The sequence below is a fragment of the Microcoleus sp. genome (genome assembly GCF_041354475.1).
In the GTDB taxonomy this organism is placed as follows: Bacteria; Cyanobacteriota; Cyanobacteriia; order Cyanobacteriales; family Microcoleaceae; genus Microcoleus.
Map to the genome: position 1 here is coordinate 1 of NZ_JBGJZU010000068.1, position 24,814 is coordinate 24,814.

Below are 24,814 nucleotides of genomic sequence, written 5' to 3' on the forward strand. Positions count from 1 at the left end.
GAGTTGTGGTTGCTGGTGTGGGAGTTGTGGTTGCTGGTGTGGGAGTTGTGGTTGCTGGTGTGGGAGTTGTGGTTGCTGGTGTGGGAGTTGTGGTTGCTGGTGTGGGAGTTGTAGAAGTCGTTGTCCCAGTTGTGGAAGTCGTTGTCCCAGTTGTAGAAGTCGTTGTCCCAGTGGTGGAAGTCGTTGTGCCAGTGGTGGAAGTTCTTGTGCCAGTGGTGGAAGTCGTTGTCCCAGTGGTGGAAGTCGTTGTCCCAGTTGTGGAAGTCGTTGTCCCAGTTGTGGAAGTTCTTGTGCCAGTTGTGGAAGTCGTTGTCCCAGTTGTGGAAGTCGTTGTGCCAGTGGTGGAAGTCGTTGTCCCCTGAATGATGAAGGGATTGTCATCTACGCGGGGTATTTGAGCTGTCGTGAACTTAGATTCATCTAGCGCGTTAGCCCTAACATCAATTAAGACCGCCAAAAATTCACCAGTGCGCTTGTCTTGAATAATTGTGTTGCTAGAATTCGATCCTTGACCCTGAAAGATATTTAAGTCTGTAAAGCTCAAACCTCCAGCTAGACCGATCGAATCTCCAGCCTTAAAATCTGTAATTAAATCAGCATCGCCAATTTGAGGTCCACCAGTAGTCAGAAAACCGCTACCCCCAGCGGATGTGCCCACCCTACCGAGAATAAAGATATCCGCACCATCGCCTCCTGTCAGAGTATCAGTACCGCGATCGCCCGCCATAACATCATCTCCTGCGCCACCAGACACAGAATCATTGCCATCCCCCCCGAAGAGTCGGTCATCTCCATCGCCGCCATCAGCAGTATCATTGCCTACGCCGCCACTGATGATGTCTCCACCCTCTCCACCAAACAGCAAATCAGTGCCAGCACCGCCCTGCAAACAATCGTTGCCGGTATCGCCAAAAATACTGTCATTGCCCTTGTCGCCAAAAATTAAGTCGCCCTCGCCACCTCCGCGCAGAGAGTCATTCCCCTTACCGCCATAGAGTGTGTCATCACCTTCACTACCCAAGACAGTATCGTTGCCTTGGTCGCCAAAAACTTGATCGTTACCCCGATCGCCAATTACCAGGTCATCATCTTTACCACCCCGTGCGGTATCATTACCAGGGCCGCCATCAACTATATCCTTGCCGGCTCCACCGTTGAGATAATCATTACCATCCTCCCCTCTGAGTAAATCATCCCCATCGCGACCGAGAATTGTGTCATCCCCTTCACGGCTGGAAATGGTGTCATTGAACAAGCTACCGATGAAATAGTCAGCGATGCTGCTTCCTACCACTATGCCATCGACAAATATCGGTGTGGGGGGGGTCGGAGGGGCGATCGGAGTTGGTCGTGATACAGGCGTTATCGAAATCGTCGTTGTACCGGTAGATGAAGTTGTTGTACCGGGCGATGAAGTCGTTGTACCAGTAGATGAAGTCGTTGTACCGGTAGATGAAGTCGTTGTACCGGTAGATGAAGTCGTTGTACCGGTAGATGAAGTCGTTGTACCAGTAGATGAAGTCGTTGTACCAGTAGATGAAGTTGTGGTACCGGTAGATGAAGTCGTTGTACCGGTAGATGAAGTCGTTGTAGCTGGTTGATTCTCTAACAGGAACAATGGGTCCCCTCTCAGAAAAGCTGCTGGTACTGCACTTGGCATAATTCCGCCTCCTTGCGACACTACTCAAAAATCAAACAATCGATTCTCAACAAGTCTTTTATGGGCGGGCTATAAGAGCCCACCCCCCAATCAAATTCATTCTTGGTGGAACAGGCAGGATGCCTGCTCTTAAGAATCATAACAATCTAAAATCTCAGGCTAGATAAACTTAAACTGCGACGCAGTAATCACCGTGCTCAGAGAACCTGGGACTGTAGGAATAGAATTCAACACAGCCAAATCAAAAGCTGGGAGACTGTCATCAGCAGCATTCGGGTCGAAGCCGAGAACATACTTGTTGAAAGTATTATTCAGATACACAAAGAAAGCTCCTGTTTTGCCCGAACCATTCTGATTTTTCAATACTGCATTCACTGCTTGAGCATTGTCGAATTTATTTTCAAACAAAATGACCGATTGCTTGCTGATATTGTCTCCACCACTGCCAATATTTCTGACAATAAAACTGGTGAAATCGTTAGCAGTGCCAGAGTTAGTAAAGCCACCAAAGTTTGCAGACCTGAACAAGAAGTTATCGTTGCCATTACCGTTGTTAAAATCAGCAATAATATCCACACCTTCGTTAGGAGTCTCGTAGTAGAAGAAATCATTGCCAACATCCCCCGTGAGTAAGTCGGAACCAGCACCGCCGCCGATAATATCATTGCCCGCACCCCCAGAAAGCGAGTCATTGTCATCAGCACCCAACAGCAAGTCGTTGCCGAAGCCGCCACTCAGACTATCGCTGCCAATGCCACCATCGATGGTGTCGTCTCCCGCATCTCCCAACAGCGAGTCGCTACCAGCTTCGCCCAAGAGATAGTCGTTGCCCGCACCTCCGAGTTCAGTATCGTTGCCGTCTCCACCCAAAATGGTGTCTTCGCTGTCGCCACCGGAGATGGAGTCGTTATTGATACCGCCATCGAGGAAGTCTCTGCCGATACCGCCGTCGAGGATGTCATCACCAACACCGCCTTCGATGGAGTCGTCGCCAACCCCGCCAAATAAGGTGTCGTTACCAACGCCGCCAAGTATCGAGTCGTCGCCAACTTCGCCAAGTACGGAGTCATTGCCTGTGCCACCGTCAATGGTATCGCTACCGTCACCGCCACTGAGGATGTCGTTGTCATTACCCCCAAACATCAGGTCATTACCCACCCCGCCTATGAGGGAGTCGATGCCGTCTTCGCCGTCGATGGTGTCGTTGCCTTCGCCTCCGTCGATGGTGTCGTTGCCTGTAAAACCCAGCAGAGAGTCGTTCCCTGCTTGACCTAATACTAGGTCGTTGCCGGCTCTGCCGTCGATGATGTCGTTGCCATCACCGCCACTGAGGGTATCGTCCCCGGCGCCCCCGATGATAAAGTCGCTTAGGTTACTGCCTGTAAAGCTGCTGGCTGGGAGGTTGCTGCGATCGACAATACTATCTACAACGGTAATACTGAAGGATGCCGGTCCGATCGTCCCAGAACCGTCTGACGCTGTAAACGTAAAGCTGTCGTTGCCCCCAGTCGGTAACAGGTTGTATTTGATGATGTTGTTATTGATATCATCTTGGGTGAATTTACTGCCGACATTCAACAAAGCAGTACCCCTTTGGATAAAGCCTTTGTTGGCGTTAGGGGCTTGAGTAATCGTGTAAACAATTTCCGACGCCGTGTTGTCGCTGTCTGTAACTAACAAATCGGCCGCCGTAATTGTCCCAATCGGAGCGCTTTTAGCCACAACTACACCATCATTAATTGCTAGCTTCGGCGGGCTACTGACGTTAATTGTCGCTACCGCCTGACTTGTACCTCCTCTGCCATCTGAGATGGAGTAACTAAAGCTGTCGGCACCAGAAAAGCCAGCATTCGGGGTGTATTTGAAACTGCCACCGCCCACAGGAGTCAAACTCCCCTTGCTGGTGGCGGTAAAAGTGGTAACAGTCAGAATGTTATTGTCCGGGTCAGTGTCGTTTAACAGGACGTTGAGACTCAGTGTTTGTCCCGCCACGGTGGTGAAGTTGTCGTTAACTGCCTTTGGAGCCTGATTGAGCAAGGGAGTTGGAGTCGGTGTTGGAGTCGGTGTCGGATTGGGTGTTGGGGTTGGATTTGGTGTTGGTGTCGGATTTGGTGTTGGAGTTGGAGTCGGTGTTGGAGTCGGTGTTGGAGTTGGAGTCGGTGTTGGAGTCGGAGTTGGAGTTGGTGTCGGATTGGGTGTTGGAGTCGGAGTGGGGGCTGGAGTCGGTGTGGGGAGAGGGGTAGCGCTGCCGGGAACTGTCTGGCCAATCACAAAACTGCTGCGGCCGAGGGTTCTGCTGTCCACTCCAGGCAATACTGCTAAAAAGTCGCCACTGACACCGTTGCGAATAATCGTACTGCCTGCTTTGGTGTCGCTGCTTTGGAAGATGATCAAATCTTCAAATTTGAGGTCTCCGCCTAACCCAATTAGATCTTCGCCTTGGCGAAAATCTGTAAAAATATCGGCATCACCAATGTCAGGGCCACCGCTGGTGATAAATACGGGGTCTGTGCTGCCACCAATGCCGGGAGAGCTAACACGGGCCATGACGAAGACATCTTTGCCTTCGCCTCCTGAAACTAAGTCTTTGCCTGTTTCCCCCCACAGAACGTCGTTGCCAGCACCACCATCGATGATATCGTCGCCAGCACCGCCGAAAATGATGTCGTCCCCATCATTGGCAAAAATTGTGTCCGCGCCGACGTTGCCGTAGAGCCAGTCGCCTCCTTCGTTGCCAAATACCAGGTCGTCGCCGTCGCCACCGAACAGGGAGTCGTTACCTTGGTCGCCCCAAAGAACGTCATCACCTCGATCGCCAAACATACTATCATCACCCAAGCCACCGCGCAGGCTGTCACCGCCTTTGCCACCGAAAGCTGTGTCTCTGCCTTCCCCTCCCACTACGGTGTCGTTGCCGTCATTACCATAAAGCAGGTCGGGGTTATTTCCCCCGTCTAGGGAGTCGCTACCTTTCCCTCCGTAGAGCGTATCTAGTCCTGAACCGCCGTCGAGAGCGTCGTTACCTGGTCCGCCGAATAGTACATCATCATCTTCGTTGCCAAATACCAGGTCGTCGCCCTCCCCACCTTGGAGGTTATCGTTGCCTTGCAGCCCAGAAATCACGTCGGGGCCGATACTGCCTATCAAGGTGTCGTTTTTGTCTGTACCGCGGATAATTCCGCCGATGATTGCCGGTGTCGTGCTGCCACCTGTGCCCAAGGTGTCGTCTATCCCCCCAAATGTATCGTCGGCGGGAGTTGGCGTTGGGGCCGGAGTGGGCGTTGGGGGGGGAGTTGGCGTTGGGGTTGGCGTTGGGTCTGGAGTTGGCGTTGGCGTTGGGTCTGGAGTTGGAGTTGGCGTTGGCACCGGAATAAATGGTACTGCTGATGGCATAATTTTGGCTCCTTTACACAATGATTATGATTGACTTTCAAACTGATTGATATCAGTTAGTTGCCAAAATTTTGGCCTTACATTGATTAATAATCTCATTCTGTTCTAACATACTAAATTAATTGGGCAATGGGTAATGGGCAATGGGTAATGGGTAATGGGTAATCGGTAATCGGTAATCGGTAATCGGTAATGGGCGGATTAAACGGCAGGGATTGGGTATTGATGTACTTGCTATTGGTTAGGGGAAGTAAAAACTAACAAATAACAAGTAACAACTAAGTAAGTCCACGTAATTAAATGCAAGATCCAAATCGCTTAAAAGCTTACTGGCTTGCGATTATTCACATCGATCTTCTTCCTTCTACTTAACTAATTTATTCTTCCTTCTTGTTTCTGGTTTCTACCTTCTACCCATCGCAGGTCTTTGATAAGAAACAGAGTTGTGAATTAGAGGCAGAAGTGGCCCGGTTTGTTCTTGTCCGTTGACGGCGAGTTCGCTGTGGCATAGGTAAAGTTGGGAACAGCGACTTAACAAATCTACCAGAATTCGCCGCAGTCGCTGTTGTCCTTCTGTTTCTTCGTCTTCACTTTCCCACGATCGCCCCTGTTGCGATCGCCAAAACAAAGGAGCACCATACAGCGTCGCCGCACCCCCACTCAGCCACAGTGGCGAACCCGCATCTAGCCAAAAATGCCATTGGTGGGCGCGGCGACTGCTGCGGTACTGAAAGATATTGGCGATGGTGACGGTTTGGCCGTCGGGCCCCTCTGGCCTGACTGGAAAGGGGTTGGCGGTGACGGTTCCTTGGCGCAATAAATGAATAAAACGGGCGATCGTCTCGGAGTCGCCACCGGACTTTGGTTCTATTTGCTGCATTCGTCCGTCTATTTCCCAATAGTGAGTGGCAGTTTCCATTAATTCTCGCAGGGCTGCTAGTCGATCGTAGGCTAGGTATCGATCGAAGATCAGAAATTTTTGGATAGCTCGATCGAGCAGGGAAATAGGACTCGGCAACAGTCGCTCCTGTTGTTGCCTCCGCTGTTGTTCGATCCACTCCACAATGTCCTCGTAAGCAGCCGCCGCTCGGTATCCAAGTCTGTCCCATCGAGGAAAGGCTGTCAACGGTAACAATGGGGGTCGATCGAGATTGGGACAAAAACAGTGATCGGCAATTAAACCAGCTCTCACGGGGTCGATCGATTTTAGATGTGGGATTTTAGATGTGGGATTGTTAGCCTCTGCTTCCGGTTCCTCTTCCCATGGGCGGTTTCTCTGCCTGCTTAACACTACCAGCATTTCCGCTACTGCGTCTCGATCGACTAAACGGCCTAGTCCCGGATAAACTAACGCTAGCACTGTCAACAAAGCTCGAATCGCTGGGGTACTTGACAAGGGACGCTGATCGTTAAGGGATTCCGTGGCGATGTTGTCGCGGGCTAAAATTTCTGTGAGGGTGTAACGGGCGATCGCATCTATACCAGGAGCAATTACGGCTATCTCCCCCGGTGCCACAGCCTTTGACTTAACCGCCTCAGCAATGATTTCAGCGGTTTCTCGCAGCAGTTGGGCCCGTGAGGTAGTTTGGATCGATCGCACCTCCACAGGAAAACTCAAACCAAAAGGATAAAAAGCATCAAAATTAACAGCTAAATTCACCGCTAACTCACCAATATCTTTAGCTAAACCTGCTTTTCGATCCAAGTATTCCACTGTGGCACAGCGTGTTTCCAGTTGAGCCATATATTCAGTATCAGCCCCCAAGCCCAAGCGCACTCCTCCATCTGGATTGTAGGTGAAGGCCCCCGTCGCCCCTGAAGACAGCAAAAACTCCAACAAATCGCGACTGATGGCTGGATAATCATCCACATCGTCAGCGATGACTGCTTGGTATCGCGAGGCTAAACGCTCTTGGTAAGTGGGATTCTGCAACAGATAGCGCCAGTAGAGTTCCCCAATAATTCCGTAAGTCAGCAGCCCCCTTGTCAAACACCATTCCCGCCATCTTCCCAGCAACTCTCCCATGGTAGTCCACAGACGAGTCTGGCCACTTTGCTGAGCAAATCCCTGTTCCAGAATAGTGGGAATTGCTTCGATCGGTGTCCCGCTAACCGCAGCCAGTTGTAACAAATCTAGAGTTCGACGCACCATGCGATTTGGACTCACCCCTGTTTGTTGCAAAATCCCTTCGTCTAGCTCGTGACGCCATAGTCTAGTTGCAAGTTCCAGTTCAGTTTCAGGTTGCAGCCGCAGAGGAAATTGGGCCCTCAATTCCAGGGAATCCACTAGCAGCGGCCAAAAAAGCATTACCTCCTGCTCGAAAAAGCCAAAGGGTGTGGTTGAGTTAAAGGTATATTTTCCTTGGGTGGCGACGGCGATGCGATCGGCTAATTCCAGGCGATTTTCTCCATTAGCTGCTAAAACTAAAATTGCTCGCCCAGTCTGTCCCAGCCTGCGATGGCCAGAACCCAAGCGACTTGAAACTGTTGCTGACAGAGGCTTAACAGTTTTGCTCCACAGGCAGAACTGTTCAATTAGGCGACTGGTTTTGCCGCTGCGAGCGGCTCCGACAATCCAAATTGAATCCGAAGACACGATTTCTAATCTAAGTAAGTTTGCTACTATACCATGAATACTTTAATCACTAATCCCACCGTAGACTAACCAGCTTTAGCTATGAATACTTCTCCCTGGAACAGATTTGTAAAATATCTCTACAGTGCTCGCCAATGGTATCGAGAAACGCCTGAAAGAGCTCTAGAACAAGCCTACGAAGCTGCTTTGGCAATTAAGGCGATCGAAGACGAACATTTTGGTGGTCAACCCATTGGCGATGGCGGGGGCGATTACGGAGACAGCACTTTATCTTACTTTAAATCCGATCTGCAAAAATACCTCAAAGCCATTCAAACTAGAATGGTTGAGTTTAATGCCAGCCGTGCTTTTTTGGAACTACCGGAGCGGGTAGCTGCTCAACCGAAGGGTGGAGTTTTGGTCGATCGTTACCACCGTGGATTCGGCATAGATACCAAAGATCGAGCCTCCCTTGTCTTTGAAAAGTTAGAGTTTATTGATAGGGTCATCGCCCGCTACATTAATCGTAAACCCACGGCTATTGTACCAATTTCTAATAGTCCCAATCTTCCCATTAGTTCTAAAACTGGCAGTCCTCAACCTTACCAAAATAACGGTTCCCCTAACTCCATCCCCAGTGACGCTGAGGGAGTTGATACTTATATTGAGGAAGTGAGTTTATTGCCCAGATCGCTTTTGGGAACCTTGAATCGCATTACTAAAGAGTTAGATCCGGCCGCGGAAAAAGAAGTAGTTAAAAATTTTCGTAACTCAAAAGTAAAAACCGTCATTTCTTTGAGGTTTATTTTACTTTTGATATTAGTGCCACTGTTGACTCATCAAATCGCCAAAAATTTTATAGTTGGACCGATAGTAGATCGCATAAGAACGAATAACAATGCTCCTGTTTTCATCAATGTTGATTTGGAAGAGGAAGCCTTTAAAGAATTGGAAAAATTTGAGCAACACCTGAAATTTCAAACATTGATTGGTAGGGCTCCAGCAATTTCTCCAGAAGAAACCGAAAAGAGAATTGAAGAAAAAGCTCTGGAAATAGCTGAAGAATTCGGGAGTGAAAGCTCTGGGGCCATCAAAAATGTGTTTTCCGATTTGATTTCCTGTCTGGCTTTTGTGATGATTCTCCTCACCAACAAGAAAGAAATTGAAATTGTCAAGTCTTTTATGGACGATGTGGTTTATGGTCTCAGTGACAGTGCCAAGGCTTTTGTGATTATTTTGTTTACCGATGTGTTTGTCGGATTCCACTCACCCCACGGTTGGGAAGTAATTCTGGAAGGTGTATCAAGACATTTCGGACTACCAGAAAATCGGCAGTTCATATTTCTGTTCATTGCCACTTTTCCTGTGATCTTGGATACCGTATTTAAGTATTGGATATTCCGCTACTTAAATCGGAGTTCTCCTTCTGCTGTGGCTACTTACAAAAATATGAACGAATAGGGAATGGGGAATGGGGAATGGGGAATCGCGCATTGGGCATTGGTTATTAGTTGTTGGTTATTCGTTATTGGTTGTTGGTTATTAGTTTTTGGTTATTAGTTACTGGTTATTAAACTAACAACGAACCAACAACAACGAACCACCAACAAATAACAACTAACAACTAACCAATAACAACTAACCACCAACAAACAACCAATAACAAATAACAAATAACCAATATTTTTTACCTATTCCACATCTTCTTGCGCTGTCGCCGATTCGCCACCGACTCCGCCAGCCCCAACCCTAGAAAATTACTCAGCAGCGAGGCATTACCGTAACTCAAGAAAGGTAGCGGAATCCCCGTAACAGGTGCTAAGCCGATGTTCATCCCAATATTCACGAATACTTGAAAAATCAACATTGACAGTATTCCAATTGCCAACAAAGAACCAAAATTATCGTTAGCAGTTTGAGCAATAATCACCAACCGCAAACAAATTAGCCAGAAACAAAATAAGACTAAAATACAACCAATAAAACCTAATTCTTCACCAATCGCTGAAAAGATAAAGTCCGTATGCTGTTCGGGAATAAAGTTAAGTTGAGTTTGGGTTCCGTGATTCAATCCCCTCCCCTTGAGCTCCCCAGCACCGATCGCAATCCGAGATTGAATCAAGTGATATCCGCTACCTAAAGGGTCTTTTTCTGGGTTTAAAAACCCTGTGAGCCGCATTTTTTGATAATCTTTGAGCACGCTCCAAAAAATATGTCCGACGTGTCCCGAAACCACATTCACCAGCACTGTAGCGAAAGTCCCCAACCAGCGCCAAGGTAGAGACCGCCAAGCAATCACACCCGCCACTAATATCCAACCTACCCAAATCGGTGTAGACAAGTTATTGAGAAGCACGGAGAACAAAGGAGAAAATAGCAAGATCAACCAACCGGGATTGACATTACCCCAGTAAAACATCCCCATGGTTATCGCCCCAAATACCAGAGAAGTCCCCAAATTTGGTTCGGCAAAAATCAATCCCCAGGGTACAGCCATGATTGCTAGCATCTTGAACATATCCCGCAACGTAGGGACTGTTTTATCGTGCATCAGGGCTGCTAAAGTAATAATCATGCCGATTTTGGCAAATTCTGACGGTTGCAAGTAGAAGCCGCCGATATTAATCCACCTTTGGGCACCGAGTCCTGTACTACCGATAAACCGCACCGCAATCAGTGACAAATTGATCGCTATGTAGATTGGCCATTTCCACTCGATCAATACTTCGTAGCGACACCGGGAAATGATGATGGCTAAACACAAACCTACTCCGCCTGTCACCCAGTGTCGCCACCAATCGATCAATCCTTGATTGATCTCAACACTGTGAATCATGATTCCCCCGAATATGGTGAGGCCGATGCAGGCGGCGAACAGCCAGGGGTCTATTTCTGCCCAGGGTTTGAGGATTGATTTCCAGCGGTTTTTGACTTGTATTCTTTGAAACATGAGGATTTTAGATTTTAGATTTTAGATTTTAGATTATCGGATCGATTTTCGGAAGTTCTGGATATGTTTGTGGCTATTGAGAGTTTAAACCTTACTGTACTCCCTCGGTCTGGCTACGTCAGATTCTTCGGCGACTACGACGGGTGTTCCGGGAAGGAAAGAATCGGAGAGTGGTTTGGAGTTTTGGGGGCGGTGGCTGTCAGTCCCCGCCCCGCCAGGGTTGGGGATAAATGGTGATTGGTGATTCGTGAGTGGTTATTGGCACGCGATCGCCACCAATAAGGCATCACCAACAACTAATCTATATCTGTTCTTGACTATCTTTTTGGGAAAATTCCCATCACTATTTAGGCGAGGGGACTGGTTCGTAAAGATACTCAAAGCCGTTACCATCGGGATCTCTGCCATAAAAGGATGCAGTACCGTCCCGGTGTTCGTGTATGTGAGTGACGGAAACACCCTCAACTTTGAGTTGTTCGTAGGCTGATTCCATCTCGGTGCGATCGTCAAATACGAACCCAAAATGTGGCCCTGCTTGATCGTAAGTAGGACTCAACAGCGCCAGTCCGTCTTCTCCTGCTTTCAAATAAGCCCAGTCTGCATCTTTCCAGACTAACTCCATACCCAAGTTTTGGTAGAAATCAGCAGATTTTTCAATGTCTTGCACGCAAACGGCTACGTGACCTAATCGTTTTAGTTTCATGTCTACAAAGTTTATGGTTGTACTTTACTTAATTGTATCTTTTTTTTATTTTATAGGAGCGCACCTTAAACAGGTTTTGTTTCATCTCTATCCTGCTGTTATTTCCGGGAATTTTTAAAATTCGGGCGGTGAAATTTGAATGGTGGTAATATAACATATATCATGTAATTTTCGTTTGACTGCTTCCATCTATGGGCATCCGTAAAAAATATAAAAAAAATCTGCTGGTCATAATCGCATTATTTTTGGCATCAGCCCTATTGATAAAAATTACTAAATTTCACAATTTTTTAGGTTTTAACCGCGCTGACACTGAAGACAAAGTTGTGGCAATTACCTACGACGATGGCCCCTATCCTCCCTATACCAATCAGCTTTTAGATGTTTTAGATCGCTACCAAGTTAAAGCAACTTTTTTTGAAATCGGCCGCAATATCGAGAAACACCCAGAAATCGTGCCCAGGATTATTGCTAGGGGAGATGAGTTAGCCAACCATTCCTACTCTCATAAAGATATGATGTTTAAACCTCGCGAGTTTCTGTTGGCGGAAATTTCAAAAACCGACAAACTTTTGCGGGATTTAGGTGTTAAGCAGGATAGTATTAGTTTTCGACCACCTTGGGGTCGGAGATTTTTAGTTTTGTCTTATTTACTGTCCCAAATGCACAAAAAATTGATTATGTGGGATGTGGACTCCCAAGATTATGAAAAAACACACACCGTGGAAGATATTGCAAATCAGGTGATTAATCATGTGCGTTCTGGTTCGATTGTGGTGATGCACGATGGCGGAGGCGATCGCTCAAAAACAGTAGCAGCAACAGAGATTATTGTCAAGACTTTGCAGTCTCAAGGTTACAAATTTAAAACTGTTTCTGAGTTGCTAAAAAATTAATAGACCTTACGATCGAAGATTGTTGACCACGAAATCAGCAATCTTGATGCTAGCACCCGATCGCCCCATTCTTTCTAAGCCATTCTTCGCGCACCGGGCTAAATAAGCTTCGTCTTGCAAAGTCCGATAGACCCCTAAAGCAGCTTCTTTAAGAACCTCGTGGTTCGCTGGTTGTTTGCCAAATACCTGTACCGATTCACCTAAAAGTCTGTGTTGAGCTTCCGCAAATCTATAGGTAAAAGATGGCCCGTTTCCGGACACTGAAATTACAGGTTTTCCCAAGCCGACGGATTGTTCTACCGCAGTTCCTGTCATGCCAATTACTAAATTAGCGTGTTGTAAAATATCTGCAAAAGCATCGGAATAGCAAAGCACTTCTACACCTAATTTATGTGGATAATTAGGTTTAATATCGGGAAAAATTAGTTTTCCTGAGTGATTTTCCCAGCCATACCGCAGGGCAATCTTATCTAATTCTGGCATCAAAGAGGGAACTAAAGCAGCGAGAAACTGGAGAGGTTGTGAACCTAAAGTTACTATTTCTTTGACTAATTGTAGTAATAAAATTAAATTGTTATTGGCTTCCGGGAGGCGAGAACCTGGGAGAAGGGCGATGGTCGGAACTTCCGGTATTAACTGCAAATCTTTGGCAGTAGAATGGAGGTTGTCCATGACTGGATTGCCGACAAATTTGGCTTTTTTTAAACCTTGTCGATTTAAGTCAGCAGCAGTCAAAGCGTCTCTGGTAAAGACCGTAAGACATTTAGGGGACGAGAGTAAACGCGGTAAGATGAAACCTAAATTGACTCGACCTTCATAATAACTAGAATGAGCGGACAGAAAAATTATATAGGGGCGATCGGTCAAATGGGCGATCGCCGCAACTACAATATCCCCAGTGGCCACAACTAAATCGCAGTGGGGCGAATGCCTCCAAACAGCTCGCAATTGCTGCCAAGTCAAAGCAATCAGCCCTGCCCCAATATCTTTGACCAAAAATATTGGATTCATGTAAAAAACGCCACCGGAGGGCATTTTACTGGTAGGCCCAATCATCCGTACACCCGATCGGGCGTAAGCAGCCCCGTCACCGACAATGGGCATCGCTGCCACATCGACATTGGAGCCAGATGCTCTCAAAGCGGACAAAATTTGACAGTTAATCGCGTCTTCCCCGTGGCCATTGCTGAGGAAGAGTGCGCCTTTAAATTTCATAGCATCAGAATCAAGATCGAGCTTTTTTCCCCTGAGTGGCGCGATCGCTACCTGCCAGCAGGCTACGATTTTGTTAATCTAATTTAAATACATTGTGGAAGTGAAACAGCGTGAATATTGAAATTGGGCGGGGCAAAAGTGCTCGCCGAGCTTACGGCATAGATGAAATCGCGCTCGTACCAGGACAGCGCACCCTCGATCCGAGTCTGGCAGACACCCGGTGGCAGATTGGCGGGATCGATCGCGAAATCCCGATTATCGCCAGCGCCATGGACGGAGTAGTCGATGTCCGCATGGCCGTTTTACTGTCGGAATTGGGAGCACTGGGAGTCCTCAACCTAGAAGGAATTTACACCCGCTATGCCGACCCCCAGCCAATATTAGAGCGCATCGCTTCTGTCGGGAACCACGAATTCGTCTCCTTGATGCAGCAACTCTATGCCGAACCGATCAAGCCAGAATTAATCGGTCAGCGAATCAAAGAAATTAAACAGGGAGGAGGGATTGCCGCCGTCAGCGCTACCCCCGCAGGGGCGAGTAAATACGGCTCAACAGTTGCCGCAGCAGGAGCTGATATATTTTTCATACAAGCAACTGTAGTATCAACAGCTTTTCTGGCCCCGGAATCGGTAGCGCCTCTAGACTTAACTCAATTTTGTCAGGAGATGCCGATACCAGTAGTTTTGGGCAACTGCGTCACCTACGAAGTCGCCCTCAATTTAATGAAAACAGGCGCTGCTGGCATTCTGGTAGGCATTGGACCCGGAGCTGCTTGTACTTCCCGCGGTGTGCTGGGTGTGGGCATTCCCCAAGCGACAGCAGTAGCAGACTGTGCCGCAGCGCGGGACGACTACTATCGCGAAACAGGCAAATACGTGTCAGTGATTGCTGATGGTGGTTTAATTACCGGTGGCGATATCTGTAAGTGCATTGCTTGTGGTGCTGATGGCGTGATGATTGGTTCTCCCTTCGCCAGGGCGGCAGAGGCCCCCGGCCACGGATTCCACTGGGGGATGGCAACTCCCAGCCCCGTTTTGCCCCGTGGCACTCGCATTAGAGTGGGGACAACGGGTACTTTGGAGCAGATTCTTCGAGGTCCGGCCCAACTAGATGATGGGACTCACAACTTGTTAGGTGCTCTGCAAACTAGCATGGGAACCCTTGGTGCTAAAGACCTTAAGGAGATGCAGCAAGTGGAAGTTGTGATTGCTCCTTCTCTGCTGACGGAGGGTAAGGTCTATCAAAAAGCTCAGCAATTGGGTATGGGTAAGTAGATTTGCTTGCAACGTACAAGCTTACCTTTACAAATTTTGGGAGATAGTCTCGAAATTTACATAATGTTGTGGAATTATCGAGGAGGAGATGTCACAATAGAGTAAGCGGAGACACAAGTTTCCGTTCACTCCTCACACCACACTCCGCCCGAACTACTGTTTGGGCGGTTCCTTTTGTAACAAAGTTCGAGTTTTTACTGGCTCAGTAAGGGTTTGAGGGTTTTGATAACGGGTTGTCGCTCGATCGCCCACTTTCTACCTTGTCCCCTCTTCTTTGGACCTTGTGTCCTCTTGCTTCTTCGTCCTAAAATATTTAGTGCGACTGGTTACACTTTTTGCTAGAATTATAAACCGAGAAATAGTATTTACAAGGATGGCTAGGGATGTCAGCAGCCGCGCAAGTAACCGACTCTACCTTCAAGCAGGAAGTGCTCGATAGCGAAGTTCCAGTTTTAGTTGATTTTTGGGCTCCTTGGTGCGGGCCCTGTAGGATGGTCGCCCCTGTCGTAGATGAAATTGCTCAGCAATTTGATGGACAGGTGAAGGTAGTAAAAGTTAATACCGACGAAAATCCTAACGTGGCCAGCCAATACGGTATCCGCAGTATTCCAACACTGATGATATTTAAGGGCGGTCAGCGGGTGGATATGGTGGTTGGGGCAGTTCCGAAAACTACTCTGGCTAACACTTTGGAAAAGTACATTTAACCACTTTTGAAGATCTACCACAATCTACCCAAATATATCCAAATTGGGTAGTGACTGGGAGGTTGATTAACAGTAAGACTTTTTCTGACTTTGTTAACAATAACTTACATTTGCCAGAGGTCTTCATATCGGTAACAGTTTCATGCCATATTGCAAGACCTTTCCTGGAATTAAGGATATCTTTGAGAAAAAGTACCTTGCAGGAACAGGATCGAACCTAGGTTAATTGATTCCTGAACACTACTTGTGGCGGATGAGTGTGGTTGTACCCTCGATGTTAAGTTGCTATTAATTGTTGCAGTTACATAAAAATTCATGATTCCTTCTCCGTCTGGCAAAGCTTTTGAATCTCTCCAGGCTAAGGTGATAGATTTGATTAATCACTTGCCTCTGTTGAAGCACCAAGAGTGGATCGGACGATCGCTCTCTACTCTAGTGAGAATAGCCGGAGAGGATCTAGATCGCCTAGACTGGAAAATTATCTCCGCATCTCTGGGAGATATGGAAAAGGCTTTCTCCATGTTTTATCCTTACCGTCACGTTCGCAAAATAGTGATTTTTGGCTCGGCGAGGGTGTCCCCGGAGTCGCCAGAATATCAGATAGCCAAAGATTTTGCGACAGCCATTACCCAACAGGGGTTTATGGTGATTACTGGCGGTGGCGGGGGCATTATGCAAGCAGGAAATGAGGGGGCCACTGCTGAACATTCTTTTGGACTGAATATTAATTTGCCTTTCGAGCAAGGTTCTAATCCTTTCATTGCCGGTGATGGCAAATTGCTCAATTTTAAATATTTTTTCACTCGCAAGTTGTTTTTTCTGCGGGAAAGCGATGCTTTGGCTCTGTTTCCCGGCGGTTTCGGTACTCTGGACGAGGCTTTTGAGTGTCTGACTTTGATTCAAACGGGTAAGTTTGGACCCGCTCCTGTGGTGTTAATCGATCGACCAGGTGGCGATTATTGGCAAGATTTGGATGCTTTTGTACAAAAACAATTGCGGGGGAGGGGTTTGATTTCCGGCGACGATCGCAGTTTATATACGGTGACAGACAATGTGGAATTAGCCTGCGAGGCGATCGCCAATTTTTATCTAGTTTATCATTCGTGTCGCTACGTGAATGAAAAACTGGTAATTCGCTTGAAGTCGGAACTTTCTGAGGATAGTGTCGATCGGTTAAATACGGATTTCAGCGATATTTTAATCCAGGGTAAAATTGAAAAAAGTCAAGCTTTACAAGCAGAAGTCGGAGACGAAAGTTTCGATTTACCAAGGCTAATATTGCATTTCAACCAGCGACATATAGGCAGGCTATATCAGCTAATTGCTACTATCAATCAAATGGGTGCAGATTCCCCGGAAGCAGCCCATCCCGAACAAAAATAGTGAGTAGAGGACTTATTGATGAAACTTTATGGAACAAGGTAATAGGTAATGGGTAATAGGTAATGGGTAATAGGTAATGGGTAATAGGTAATTAGTAATGCCCCATACCCATGCCCTATGCCCCATGACCCATTACCTCATCTTACTTGCACATAATCAAATTGCCAGCAGATATAAATCCAGGCGCAGGGGCGGAAATTTCCACCCAATTACGATTTTCTCCATTCTTATCTTTCACAGACTGGTAATTGGGCACCAGCGTTACTTTGCCGTTAGCCGCGACGCTACCTTTAATCGCAGAAGTTTTGGAAGCATCCGCGCGGATAATTAGACCATTGGGTGCTACACGAGGTTCTACTTGGCGGCACAGACTTACAGGGCCAGGGGCGGGCGCTGGGGCTGGTGCGGGTGCTGGCGCTGGTGCTGGCGCTGGTGCTGGGGCGGGCGCTGGTGCTGGCGCTGGGGCAGGCATCGGGGCAGGCATCGGGGCGGGCGCGGGCGCTGGTGCTGGGGCCGGCATCGGCGCTGGTGTGGGTTTTGGCGTTGGTGTCGGGGCGGGCGCTGGTGCTGGGGCGGGTGCTGGTGCTGGTGCGGGGGCTGGTGCGGGGGAAGGACTCGGAGTCACGGCGCTTCCTGTGGTACAGGAAACTAAATTACCCTCGTTATTGGGATATCCAACTGCCACATAACCCTTTACCGGAGCGGTAATTTCCATCCAGAGGCGGCCGTCGGAGCCTTTAATGGTAGTCGCGCCACTAGCCAAGGTTACTTGAGTGTTCATGGCGACACCGCCAACTCTAGCAGCTTTGGTTTCTGGACCCTGGCGAACAGTCAAACCCTCTTTGGGAGTAACTTTCCGACAAAGGCTCCCAGCTTGGGCTATTTGAAAGGTGGGGCTATTTGTGAAGGAAATATTTTCGCTGATATTGGATGTTGATTCAGCTACCGCAGGGATGCTATTTGCGGGCAGACTACCGACGACGATCGCGATCGCGCTCAGCAATACAGCCGGTTTGTTCCAACCATTGATGTTTGTCATTACGTTCAACTCCTCAATTCACCACAATCATTATCGTCAAAATAGCAAAAAAGTGGATGGGTCTTTTGGTCTTTCCACATCTAGCTGTGTTTAACATTTTTAGGTAAATACGTCAATATTTATTCACATAAATTAATTTTAACTCCTTGATGAAAGTCCCGACTTCTTTAATAAATCAGAACTGTGGGTGTTTTGTTTTTTTTGTGTCTCTAGTTATTTATAAAATTTCGGTCAAAATTTTAACTAATATTTGATTCTGTGCCTCCGTACCTACAGTAATTCGCAACTTATCTGCTAATCGGGGCTGATTGAAGTATCGAATCAATATTCCTTCTTGTTTCAGTCTTTGATAAATCCTTTCCGCATCGCCCTGGGGCGGACGGACTAACAAAAAGTTGGTTTGGGATGGCCAAATGTCAAAGCCTAATTCTTGGAGGCTGAGGGTTAATGTTTGTCGTGAAGCTTTAATCTTTTCGGCATTGGCTGTTTTGTAGGTTTGATCGGCGATCGCCTCCGCAGCCACTAGATAAGCTAAAGCATCCACATTATAACTGTCTTTAATTTTATTTAACTCAGCTATCAAGGCAGGATTTGTGATGCCAAAACCCAGCCTCAATCCGGCTAGGGAGTAACCTTTAGAAAGCGTCCTCAAAACTATAACATTATTGTAGGTTTTTGTCAACTCCAAAGCATGATTTTCTGCAAAATCCACATAAGCTTCATCAATCACCAGAATGCCAGATAAACCCCTAGCTAGTTGCTCCAAATCTGCGAGAGGTATCGCCGTTCCCGATGGACTATTTGGTGAAGCCACAAAAGTGACAGCACCTTGGGCTGCTATTAGTAAATCAACAGGTAACTGATAGTCATCGGGATAGGGAATTTCGACAAATTCCACATCTTGAATTTCTGCCAAAGTGCGATACAATACATAGGTGGGGGAAGGACAAACTACCTGTTTACCAGTTTCACCCACAGCGCGAACTATCAAGTTTAACAAATCATCGCTACCGTTACCTACGACAATCCAATCATCAGGAACTCCCAAGACTTGACTAGCTGCGATGCGGAATTGTTTACCAGTAGGGTCGGGATAGCGTCGCAGTATCTCCCCGTCTATTTCCTGAAGCACTTTTAAAGCTTGTGGAGAAGGTGGATAGGGATTTTCATTAGAATTGAGTTTAATAATTTTAGTACCTAGTGGTGGTTGTTCCCCTGGTACATAGCCAGACATTTCGTGGATTTTTTTGCGAAAGTAATTCATCTATTATCGGCTTAGATCGGGATTCATTGGTAGCGAAAAAAATTATATCAAACAATTAGTCACAATCCGTGTTATTCCTAAATCAAGTAACTTTTGCAAATCTTCTCGATCGTCCACCGTCCAGGCCACAATGTCAACTCCCTGACTGCGGCTTTCGGCAATCAGTGCAGGATTTGCCAGCAAAACACTATACAAAGTGCTAATCAGACGATCGCCCTTAACTACAGCTTGAGCCAATTGAGCTTGGTACGCTTCCAGATTAGCAACAATATGTCCGAGTGGCAAATCATCAGCTATTTGGCGCACTTGTTCGAGAAATCCATCGTTAAACGAAGTAATCACGCATTTTTCTGCGATTCCGGCCTCCTGCAAAGTATTGACAAAATCTGCCACTTCTGAATCAGACCATTCGCAGTGGGGTTTGACATCAAAGTAGAGAAATTTGTCAACTTGTTTGAGGATAGGCAATGCTGCTGTTAAGGTGGGGATTTTTTGTCCTGAAAATTCATCTCTGAACCATTTACCTGCATCCAGTGACTGCAATTGGGGTAAGTTTTTGTCCCTGACTTTACCAGAAACACCGGTAATCCTATCGAGTGTGGTGTCGTGGAAAATGACTGGTATGCTGTCAGCCGATAGCTGGATGTCAAATTCGATGGAATGAGCGCCACGGGCGATCGCCTGTTCAAAAGCTGCTAAGGTATTCTCAGGGGCGATCGAAGAAAAACCCCGATGGGCAATAATTTCTAAACTCATGATTTTGTTGTATCTAAAAATTCAGCCACAGTCTGATTAAAAGTTGCCGCTTCTACCAAAAAACACCAATGATTTCCCGGTACTTTCTGTATGGTAAGATTTTTCAAGTATCTCTGATAGGGCTGGATTTGCCAATCCATACGATTCACACCTTTTTCTGGCTGGATCAACAAAGTGGGAATGTCAATATTTTCAGTTAAACCAGCTACTTGCATCACTTCTGTAAATATCTGATTGCGGGCGGGAATCACAAATTTACTACCCCAAGTACCATCGGATTTTTGCTCGATTTGCTGTTGGAATACAATTTGTTGCATCTCACTCCAAGCTGCATATTCTCCTGAGAGTTTGGCTGCTGTTTCCGCTGCGGATAAAGTCGGAAAGGGGCCCATACATTTGAGACAATCTAATTTGCGGTAAAGAAGTGGTAGAGTGAGTTTCATCACAGCGGGAAGTTTAGTGATGAAGATGGGGTCTACTAAAATCATACTGCAAAAGCGATCGGGATTTTGCCTAGCCCAAATTGGCGCTAGCTTTCCCGTCCAAGAATGTCCGAGAATGTGAGCATGGGGCCAGTTAAGGTGTGCCATCAAAGCTTCTAAATCGGCGATCGCACTTTCAAAAGTATAGCCGATATCTGGTTTGCTACTCTCTCCATGTCCGCGCATATCTGGCGCTACAATATGGTAGTGGTTTGACAAATAATTTCCCAGACTCGTCCAGACAACTGCACTATCGGCTAAACCATGTAACAACAGCAAGCGCGGAACTTGTTGTGATGCCGTTTTTGGTTGCCATTCTAAGTAAGAAATTTCGATTTCTGGCAAAACTAATGTGTGACGAGTTGGCATCTTTGTTAATTAAACTTATTTAAAATTAACTGATTTATAAGGTTTTTGTGGAACCGGCTTTCCGGCCATTCGTGTCAACTTAAGCCTGAAAGCCAGTCACAGATATCCTCCCTAATCCCCAGGGTTGTTTCATTCTCAAAAAAACGACGATGGGGAATAATAGCTGGTAAAAGACCCACCCCTAGCCCCTCCCAGGAGGGGAACCGGATAGAGAGCCCCACAGACCCTCTAGAAAGGGCCTGGGGGTGTGTCATATCAAACTCCCCTCTAGAGAGGGGCTGGGGGTGTGTCATATCAAACTCCCCTCTAGAGAGGGGCTGGGGGTGTGTCATATCAAACTCCCCTCTAGAGAGGGGCTGGGGGTGTGTCATATCCAACTCCCCTCCAGAGAGGGGCTGGGGGTGTGTCCGATCCAACTCCCCTCTAGAGAGGGGCTGGGGGTGTGTCATATCCAACTCCCCTCTAGAGAGGGGCCTGGGGGTGTGTCATATCCAACTCCCCTCTAGAGAGGGGCTGGGGGTGTGTCCGATCCAACTCCCCTCTAGAGAGGGGCTGGGGGTGTGTCCGATCCAACTCCCCTCTAGAGAGGGGCTGGGGTGTGTCCGATCCAACTCCCCTCTAGAGAGGGGCCTGGGGGTGTGTCCGATCCAACTCCCCTCTAGAGAGGGGCTGGGGGTGTGTCATATCCAACTCCCCTCCAGAGAGGGGCTGGGGGTGTGTCCGATCCAACTCCCCTCTAGAGAGGGGCTGGGGGTGTGTCATATCCAACTCCCCTCTAGAGAGGGGCTGGGGGTGTGTCATATCCAACTCCCCTCTAGAGAGGGGCTGGGGGTGTGTCGGCTCTAACTCCCCTCTAGAGACGAGGATAAATACACACCATGCTTTCAAGCAATTGTTGACACTAACAGCTTTCGGCCCTATTCCACAAAGACGGGATTTGATTGTGGGGAACGGATCATAGCCAGCCCATATCCCCTAATATTTGCCTTTGAGACTCAACAAAATAAACTGAGTTTTTTGTGCTTCATCAAAACTGTCATCGCTGACTAAAACTAAACTTTGGCTACCATCAGGCAAGCGCGGCCCCAAGGTCATTCCTTCTAAGTTATACAACGGAATTCCTAATTCGCTCAAGTCTAAGAGCAATTTTTTCCTCACAGGTTCAACTACAGACAACCCCCCTTTGAAACTCTTGATTCTCGAAGTATCTGTAGCGGCTCCCACTGCAACTTGATAAATCCGCGCGCCGTATCCTGAAAGCCCAAAGGAACGCTCTAAACTCAAAAATTGACCGCCACCAACAGTTACTAATTCTGTTAAACCGTTCAAAATACTTAAAGGAACTTGGTCTAAAGTGTAAAGATTTTCTGAGATTAATTGCGGTGTTTTGTTGACTAGGATATAATGTAAAATCCGAATTTTACTAGCATTTTCGGGGTCTAGGTCTTGCATTAAAGGCGCTTCTGTGGCCACAAACAAACGAAACGGATCTAGACCGCCTGGACTAAAAGTTTCCGGGTCAATTGTCAGAGATTCAAATCCCAAATTATCTAGGACTCCTTGCTGCTGTTTCTCATCGCTAGCATCGGGAAGATAACGCTGGGGAATTGGTAATTCCCCCAGCCACTTACCAGTTTTGAGGTCAAATTCTCCGACAAAGGGAGGAATGCCAACGTGAGTGACACCTTCGCTGGCGACAAAGACGGAATTGCGGGGAGAAAGAGCGATACCTTCAGGATTGATTGCACCCCAAGAGAATGTTTGGCCATCTGCTTTTTTGAGAGAAGTAACAGATTCAACAGCAACTTTTTTCAGACGAATATTGGCTGCATCTCCTAATTTGAGGTCTAGTCGGAGACTGTAAAATCTGGCTTCTCCGTTTTCGCTGGGGTCGTCGGAAATAGCGTAAAAACGATAACCTTGGGAAGTCCCTGCGCTCATTCCTTTGGAGTCGTAGGTAATTCCTGATAAGCCTCCGACGGGGACTCCTTCAAAATTAATTTTTGGCAATTGGTAGTCTCCCAGAAATTCTAGGGACATTTCCGGGAAAGAGCGGTCTTTTGCTGCTGCGGGAGGCGGTGCACAAGCTGTGCAAATAGTTAACAAAATTAAGGCTAAACTGAATAAGCGTAAAATGCGATCGCCCAGGCTCTTAAAATCCAAATAATTGCTCAGTGCGGTAATTTTTATGGGGCTGTTTTGGTTCAATTCTTGGCTTTTGTGCCATCTTTGTGACATAATATATACCGTTTTGTAGATATGCAAAACTTGATGTTTCGGGAATCGATAGGGGTTCGCTCCCACCAAATTTTGAGGATGGGAATTTCTGTACCCATCGGGTGCTTGCTTTTCTGTTGGCTTTGTGCTAGTTCAATTGCTAGCGCTCAAACCACTCCACCAGGTTTGGATCAATTTTCTCCTAATCCGTTAGAGATTACCACACCCGATCCCTTAACTCCCACCAATGAATCTTTGAGTAGCACTCAGCGGGATGAATTGAGTGTGGCTTTAGATGGCTTAAACTTAGAAGCCTTGGCTAAACTGCAAGCTGGAGATGGAGTGGGTGCTTTTGATATTTGGTTCCGAGAATTGCGCCTGCGACGCTATCTGGGCCCGGCGGTGGAAATTGCTGCTTTGAGTCGGGTAGGAAGTGTGGCTTGGAGTAACAGTAAAACCATTGAATTACAGTTTATTACTCAACGGCTCCAAGTAATTCAAAAACAAGTCAAATCTCAGGTACCAGTTGATATTGATTTACTGCGAGTTTTGGCTGCTGCTTTTCAACAAGTGCGTGCTAAGGGCCCGACTATAGAAGTTTATCAACAAATTCTTGACAATGCGCGGCAGCAACAGGATATTTTGGCTGAGGGTCAGACTTTAAAGGCGATGGGGCTAATTCATATCAATTGGTTGAGTTATGAAAAAGCTGCTGCTGTGTATGAGGAATTGGCAAGTTTAATTCAGGAAAATCGCGCTTTATTTGCTGCAAACTCTGTGGTTTCGACTCCGCCTGTGGTGGCGGGGAATGGTGCGTCTCCTGTGGCTGTAACTCCTCCCACTGAGGTGGATTCTCTGAGACAGTTGGCCTATGTTTACCACCAGTCAAAACAACATCTGAAGGCGATCGCAGCTAGGGAGAAATTGGTATCAGTATATATGAATCTGCAAAATCCTAACGCTGTACCACCGCTAAAAATTGCGATCGCTGCGGATTACGAAACCCTAGGTCAAATCAATTTAGCTGCTCAATACTATCAGGAAGCATACAATTTAGCTGTCCCTATTCAACAGTATGGCAACGCTAGTGAAGCGTTGGAAAAATTAGCATTGCTTTATCGATCGCAAAAACAGTGGGAACCGACTTTGCGGATTTATCAAATGCAGTTACTGTTAGAAGAACGGGCTTATAACTTGTATGGATTGATGAATGCTTACGATAATCTTGGTCAAGTTTATCAGGAGATGAAAACCTACAACAAAGCTTTAGAAGCTTATCAAAAAGCCTTGGATGTGGCTAAAAGATTGGGACACAGACAAGAGTATTTTGATAAAAAAATTCTCAAGGTTAACAAGCAATTGCAAAGGACTTCGTAACATGGGCTAAATTGGTAAGGTGCGTCAGTTCCAGAACCTTAAAAATTGTTTAAAAAACTCTCCTGACGCACCCGACAATTCGATTTTAAGAAGAAGGAAGAAGTCACCCCCCCCTGCCCCCCCCAAGGGGGGAAATTCAGGAAGAAGGAAGAAGAATGTGAGAAAGCAATCCCATCGGACCTGCAAATAGACACAATGCGAGGGAATGAATTGTCCAAACTCCGGTGCGTTGTCCTTCTAAGTAAATCCAACGCCCGACAAATAAGTCCATCACTAAAAAATGTATCCATCCTGTAGCTGCGGCGGTTTCTTCCCCAAGAAATTTGGCGATATCTGCTAGTTTGGGATTTGACAAAGCGGCAGCATTTTCTGGGGTGATGCTGGTAACAAACAAATAGATATACATCAGGGCGAGCACTACAAAGGGGATGAAGGAATTCATCATTTTTCGAGTGATTCCCCAGTTTGGTAGTAAAATCATGATTGCCCAGAAGGGCAAAACGAACAGGTTTCCTACTGTAAAAATTAGTTCTGGTGTCATCTTAAATCACGGC

The 24,814-nt window shown here is 46.9% G+C and carries 19 protein-coding genes; 7 read left to right on the forward strand and 12 right to left on the reverse strand.

Going from position 1 to position 24,814, the window contains the following annotated elements:
• Positions 1 to 1,294: calcium-binding protein (locus ACBR23_RS21660; protein WP_371125680.1), on the reverse strand; the 1,294-nt coding region annotated here is incomplete at its 3' end.
• 22 nt (positions 1,295 to 1,316) lie between these two features.
• Between ACBR23_RS21660 and ACBR23_RS21665 the strand changes: the two genes are divergently transcribed.
• Positions 1,317 to 1,601, forward strand: coding sequence for a hypothetical protein (locus ACBR23_RS21665; protein WP_371119856.1), 285 nt, complete (start codon positions 1,317 to 1,319; stop codon positions 1,599 to 1,601).
• A 218-nt stretch (positions 1,602 to 1,819) separates the two neighbouring features.
• On the opposite strand, the gene ACBR23_RS21670 is transcribed toward ACBR23_RS21665, so the two are convergent.
• Together ACBR23_RS21670 and ACBR23_RS21675 are read right to left on the reverse strand one after the other, a co-directional pair.
• A complete protein-coding gene (locus ACBR23_RS21670) occupies positions 1,820 to 5,053 on the reverse strand; it encodes an Ig-like domain-containing protein (protein ID WP_371119855.1) in 3,234 nt (1,077 codons plus the stop codon).
• Positions 5,054 to 5,456: 403 nt separating this feature from the next.
• Positions 5,457 to 7,649: a recombinase family protein gene (locus tag ACBR23_RS21675; RefSeq protein WP_371119854.1), complete on the reverse strand. Its 2,193-nt coding sequence runs from the start codon at positions 7,647 to 7,649 to the stop codon at positions 5,457 to 5,459.
• Between the two features lie 81 nt (positions 7,650 to 7,730).
• Here ACBR23_RS21675 and ACBR23_RS21680 point away from each other — a divergent pair, with 81 nt between their 5' ends.
• On the forward strand, positions 7,731 to 9,089 hold the full coding sequence (locus tag ACBR23_RS21680) for a proton extrusion protein PcxA (RefSeq protein WP_371119853.1): 1,359 nt from the start codon (positions 7,731 to 7,733) through the stop codon (positions 9,087 to 9,089).
• Between the two features lie 226 nt (positions 9,090 to 9,315).
• Here ACBR23_RS21680 and rodA read toward each other — a convergent pair whose 3' ends face one another.
• Both rodA and ACBR23_RS21690 read right to left on the reverse strand, forming a co-directional pair.
• Positions 9,316 to 10,578, reverse strand: a complete 1,263-nt coding sequence (gene rodA, locus ACBR23_RS21685) for a rod shape-determining protein RodA (RefSeq protein WP_371116073.1) — start codon at positions 10,576 to 10,578, stop codon at positions 9,316 to 9,318.
• Between the two features lie 343 nt (positions 10,579 to 10,921).
• Positions 10,922 to 11,281, reverse strand: coding sequence for a VOC family protein (locus tag ACBR23_RS21690; protein ID WP_340524006.1), 360 nt, complete (start codon positions 11,279 to 11,281; stop codon positions 10,922 to 10,924).
• Positions 11,282 to 11,526: 245 nt separating this feature from the next.
• On the opposite strand from ACBR23_RS21690, the gene ACBR23_RS21695 reads away from it, so the two are divergent.
• A complete protein-coding gene (locus tag ACBR23_RS21695) occupies positions 11,527 to 12,177 on the forward strand; it encodes a polysaccharide deacetylase family protein (protein WP_341739995.1) in 651 nt (216 codons plus the stop codon).
• A gap of 6 nt (positions 12,178 to 12,183) precedes the next feature.
• Here ACBR23_RS21695 and ACBR23_RS21700 read toward each other — a convergent pair whose 3' ends face one another.
• Positions 12,184 to 13,392: a lipid-A-disaccharide synthase-related protein gene (locus ACBR23_RS21700; RefSeq protein WP_371119852.1), complete on the reverse strand. Its 1,209-nt coding sequence runs from the start codon at positions 13,390 to 13,392 to the stop codon at positions 12,184 to 12,186.
• 110 nt (positions 13,393 to 13,502) lie between these two features.
• Between ACBR23_RS21700 and ACBR23_RS21705 the strand changes: the two genes are divergently transcribed.
• The 3 genes from ACBR23_RS21705 (at position 13,503) to ACBR23_RS21715 (ending at position 16,756) form a co-directional block, all read left to right on the forward strand.
• Positions 13,503 to 14,666: a GuaB3 family IMP dehydrogenase-related protein gene (locus tag ACBR23_RS21705; RefSeq protein ID WP_371116075.1), complete on the forward strand. Its 1,164-nt coding sequence runs from the start codon at positions 13,503 to 13,505 to the stop codon at positions 14,664 to 14,666.
• 383 nt (positions 14,667 to 15,049) lie between these two features.
• Positions 15,050 to 15,373 carry a thioredoxin gene (gene trxA, locus ACBR23_RS21710; protein ID WP_340523999.1) on the forward strand — a complete coding sequence of 108 codons (324 nt, stop codon included), beginning with the start codon at positions 15,050 to 15,052 and terminating at the stop codon, positions 15,371 to 15,373.
• A 315-nt stretch (positions 15,374 to 15,688) separates the two neighbouring features.
• Positions 15,689 to 16,756, forward strand: coding sequence for an LOG family protein (locus ACBR23_RS21715; RefSeq protein WP_371119851.1), 1,068 nt, complete (start codon positions 15,689 to 15,691; stop codon positions 16,754 to 16,756).
• A 142-nt stretch (positions 16,757 to 16,898) separates the two neighbouring features.
• Here the strand turns inward: ACBR23_RS21715 and ACBR23_RS21720 are convergent, their stop codons facing one another.
• The 5 genes from ACBR23_RS21720 to ACBR23_RS21740 form a co-directional block, all read right to left on the reverse strand.
• Positions 16,899 to 17,795: an SH3 domain-containing protein gene (locus ACBR23_RS21720; protein WP_371116077.1), complete on the reverse strand. Its 897-nt coding sequence runs from the start codon at positions 17,793 to 17,795 to the stop codon at positions 16,899 to 16,901.
• Positions 17,796 to 18,012: 217 nt separating this feature from the next.
• Positions 18,013 to 19,059 carry a histidinol-phosphate transaminase gene (hisC, locus tag ACBR23_RS21725; protein ID WP_371119850.1) on the reverse strand — a complete coding sequence of 349 codons (1,047 nt, stop codon included), beginning with the start codon at positions 19,057 to 19,059 and terminating at the stop codon, positions 18,013 to 18,015.
• A 42-nt stretch (positions 19,060 to 19,101) separates the two neighbouring features.
• Entirely contained in the window at positions 19,102 to 19,815 is a 714-nt protein-coding gene (locus ACBR23_RS21730; RefSeq protein WP_371116079.1) for a glycerophosphodiester phosphodiesterase, read from the reverse strand.
• Entirely contained in the window at positions 19,812 to 20,666 is an 855-nt protein-coding gene (locus tag ACBR23_RS21735) for an alpha/beta fold hydrolase (protein WP_371116080.1), read from the reverse strand. The genes ACBR23_RS21730 and ACBR23_RS21735 overlap by 4 nt, the downstream gene beginning before the upstream one ends.
• 975 nt (positions 20,667 to 21,641) lie before the next feature.
• Positions 21,642 to 22,904, reverse strand: coding sequence for an esterase-like activity of phytase family protein (locus tag ACBR23_RS21740; RefSeq protein ID WP_371119849.1), 1,263 nt, complete (start codon positions 22,902 to 22,904; stop codon positions 21,642 to 21,644).
• Positions 22,905 to 22,982: 78 nt separating this feature from the next.
• Between ACBR23_RS21740 and ACBR23_RS21745 the strand changes: the two genes are divergently transcribed.
• Complete coding sequence (locus tag ACBR23_RS21745) at positions 22,983 to 24,260, forward strand: tetratricopeptide repeat protein (protein WP_371119848.1); 1,278 nt, start codon at positions 22,983 to 22,985, stop codon at positions 24,258 to 24,260.
• Positions 24,261 to 24,396: 136 nt separating this feature from the next.
• On the opposite strand, the gene ACBR23_RS21750 is transcribed toward ACBR23_RS21745, so the two are convergent.
• A complete protein-coding gene (locus ACBR23_RS21750) occupies positions 24,397 to 24,801 on the reverse strand; it encodes an ABA4-like family protein (protein WP_340524781.1) in 405 nt (134 codons plus the stop codon).
• Between the last annotated feature and the right edge of the window lie 13 nt (positions 24,802 to 24,814).

What these genes read in the sequence shown, in the direction of transcription:
- ACBR23_RS21670 (WP_371119855.1), bottom strand. Translation starts at nt 5,053, where the DNA reads ATGCCATCAGCAGTACCATTTATTCCGGTGCCAACGCCAACTCCAACT.
- ACBR23_RS21680 (WP_371119853.1), top strand. Translation starts at nt 7,731, where the DNA reads ATGAATACTTCTCCCTGGAACAGATTTGTAAAATATCTCTACAGTGCT.
- rodA (WP_371116073.1), bottom strand. Translation starts at nt 10,578, where the DNA reads ATGTTTCAAAGAATACAAGTCAAAAACCGCTGGAAATCAATCCTCAAA.
- ACBR23_RS21690 (WP_340524006.1), bottom strand. Translation starts at nt 11,281, where the DNA reads ATGAAACTAAAACGATTAGGTCACGTAGCCGTTTGCGTGCAAGACATT.
- ACBR23_RS21700 (WP_371119852.1), bottom strand. Translation starts at nt 13,392, where the DNA reads ATGAAATTTAAAGGCGCACTCTTCCTCAGCAATGGCCACGGGGAAGAC.
- trxA (WP_340523999.1), top strand. Translation starts at nt 15,050, where the DNA reads ATGTCAGCAGCCGCGCAAGTAACCGACTCTACCTTCAAGCAGGAAGTG.
- ACBR23_RS21715 (WP_371119851.1), top strand. Translation starts at nt 15,689, where the DNA reads ATGATTCCTTCTCCGTCTGGCAAAGCTTTTGAATCTCTCCAGGCTAAG.
- ACBR23_RS21720 (WP_371116077.1), bottom strand. Translation starts at nt 17,795, where the DNA reads ATGACAAACATCAATGGTTGGAACAAACCGGCTGTATTGCTGAGCGCG.
- hisC (WP_371119850.1), bottom strand. Translation starts at nt 19,059, where the DNA reads ATGAATTACTTTCGCAAAAAAATCCACGAAATGTCTGGCTATGTACCA.
- ACBR23_RS21730 (WP_371116079.1), bottom strand. Translation starts at nt 19,815, where the DNA reads ATGAGTTTAGAAATTATTGCCCATCGGGGTTTTTCTTCGATCGCCCCT.
- ACBR23_RS21735 (WP_371116080.1), bottom strand. Translation starts at nt 20,666, where the DNA reads ATGCCAACTCGTCACACATTAGTTTTGCCAGAAATCGAAATTTCTTAC.
- ACBR23_RS21740 (WP_371119849.1), bottom strand. Translation starts at nt 22,904, where the DNA reads ATGTCACAAAGATGGCACAAAAGCCAAGAATTGAACCAAAACAGCCCC.
- ACBR23_RS21745 (WP_371119848.1), top strand. Translation starts at nt 22,983, where the DNA reads ATGGGAATTTCTGTACCCATCGGGTGCTTGCTTTTCTGTTGGCTTTGT.
- ACBR23_RS21750 (WP_340524781.1), bottom strand. Translation starts at nt 24,801, where the DNA reads ATGACACCAGAACTAATTTTTACAGTAGGAAACCTGTTCGTTTTGCCC.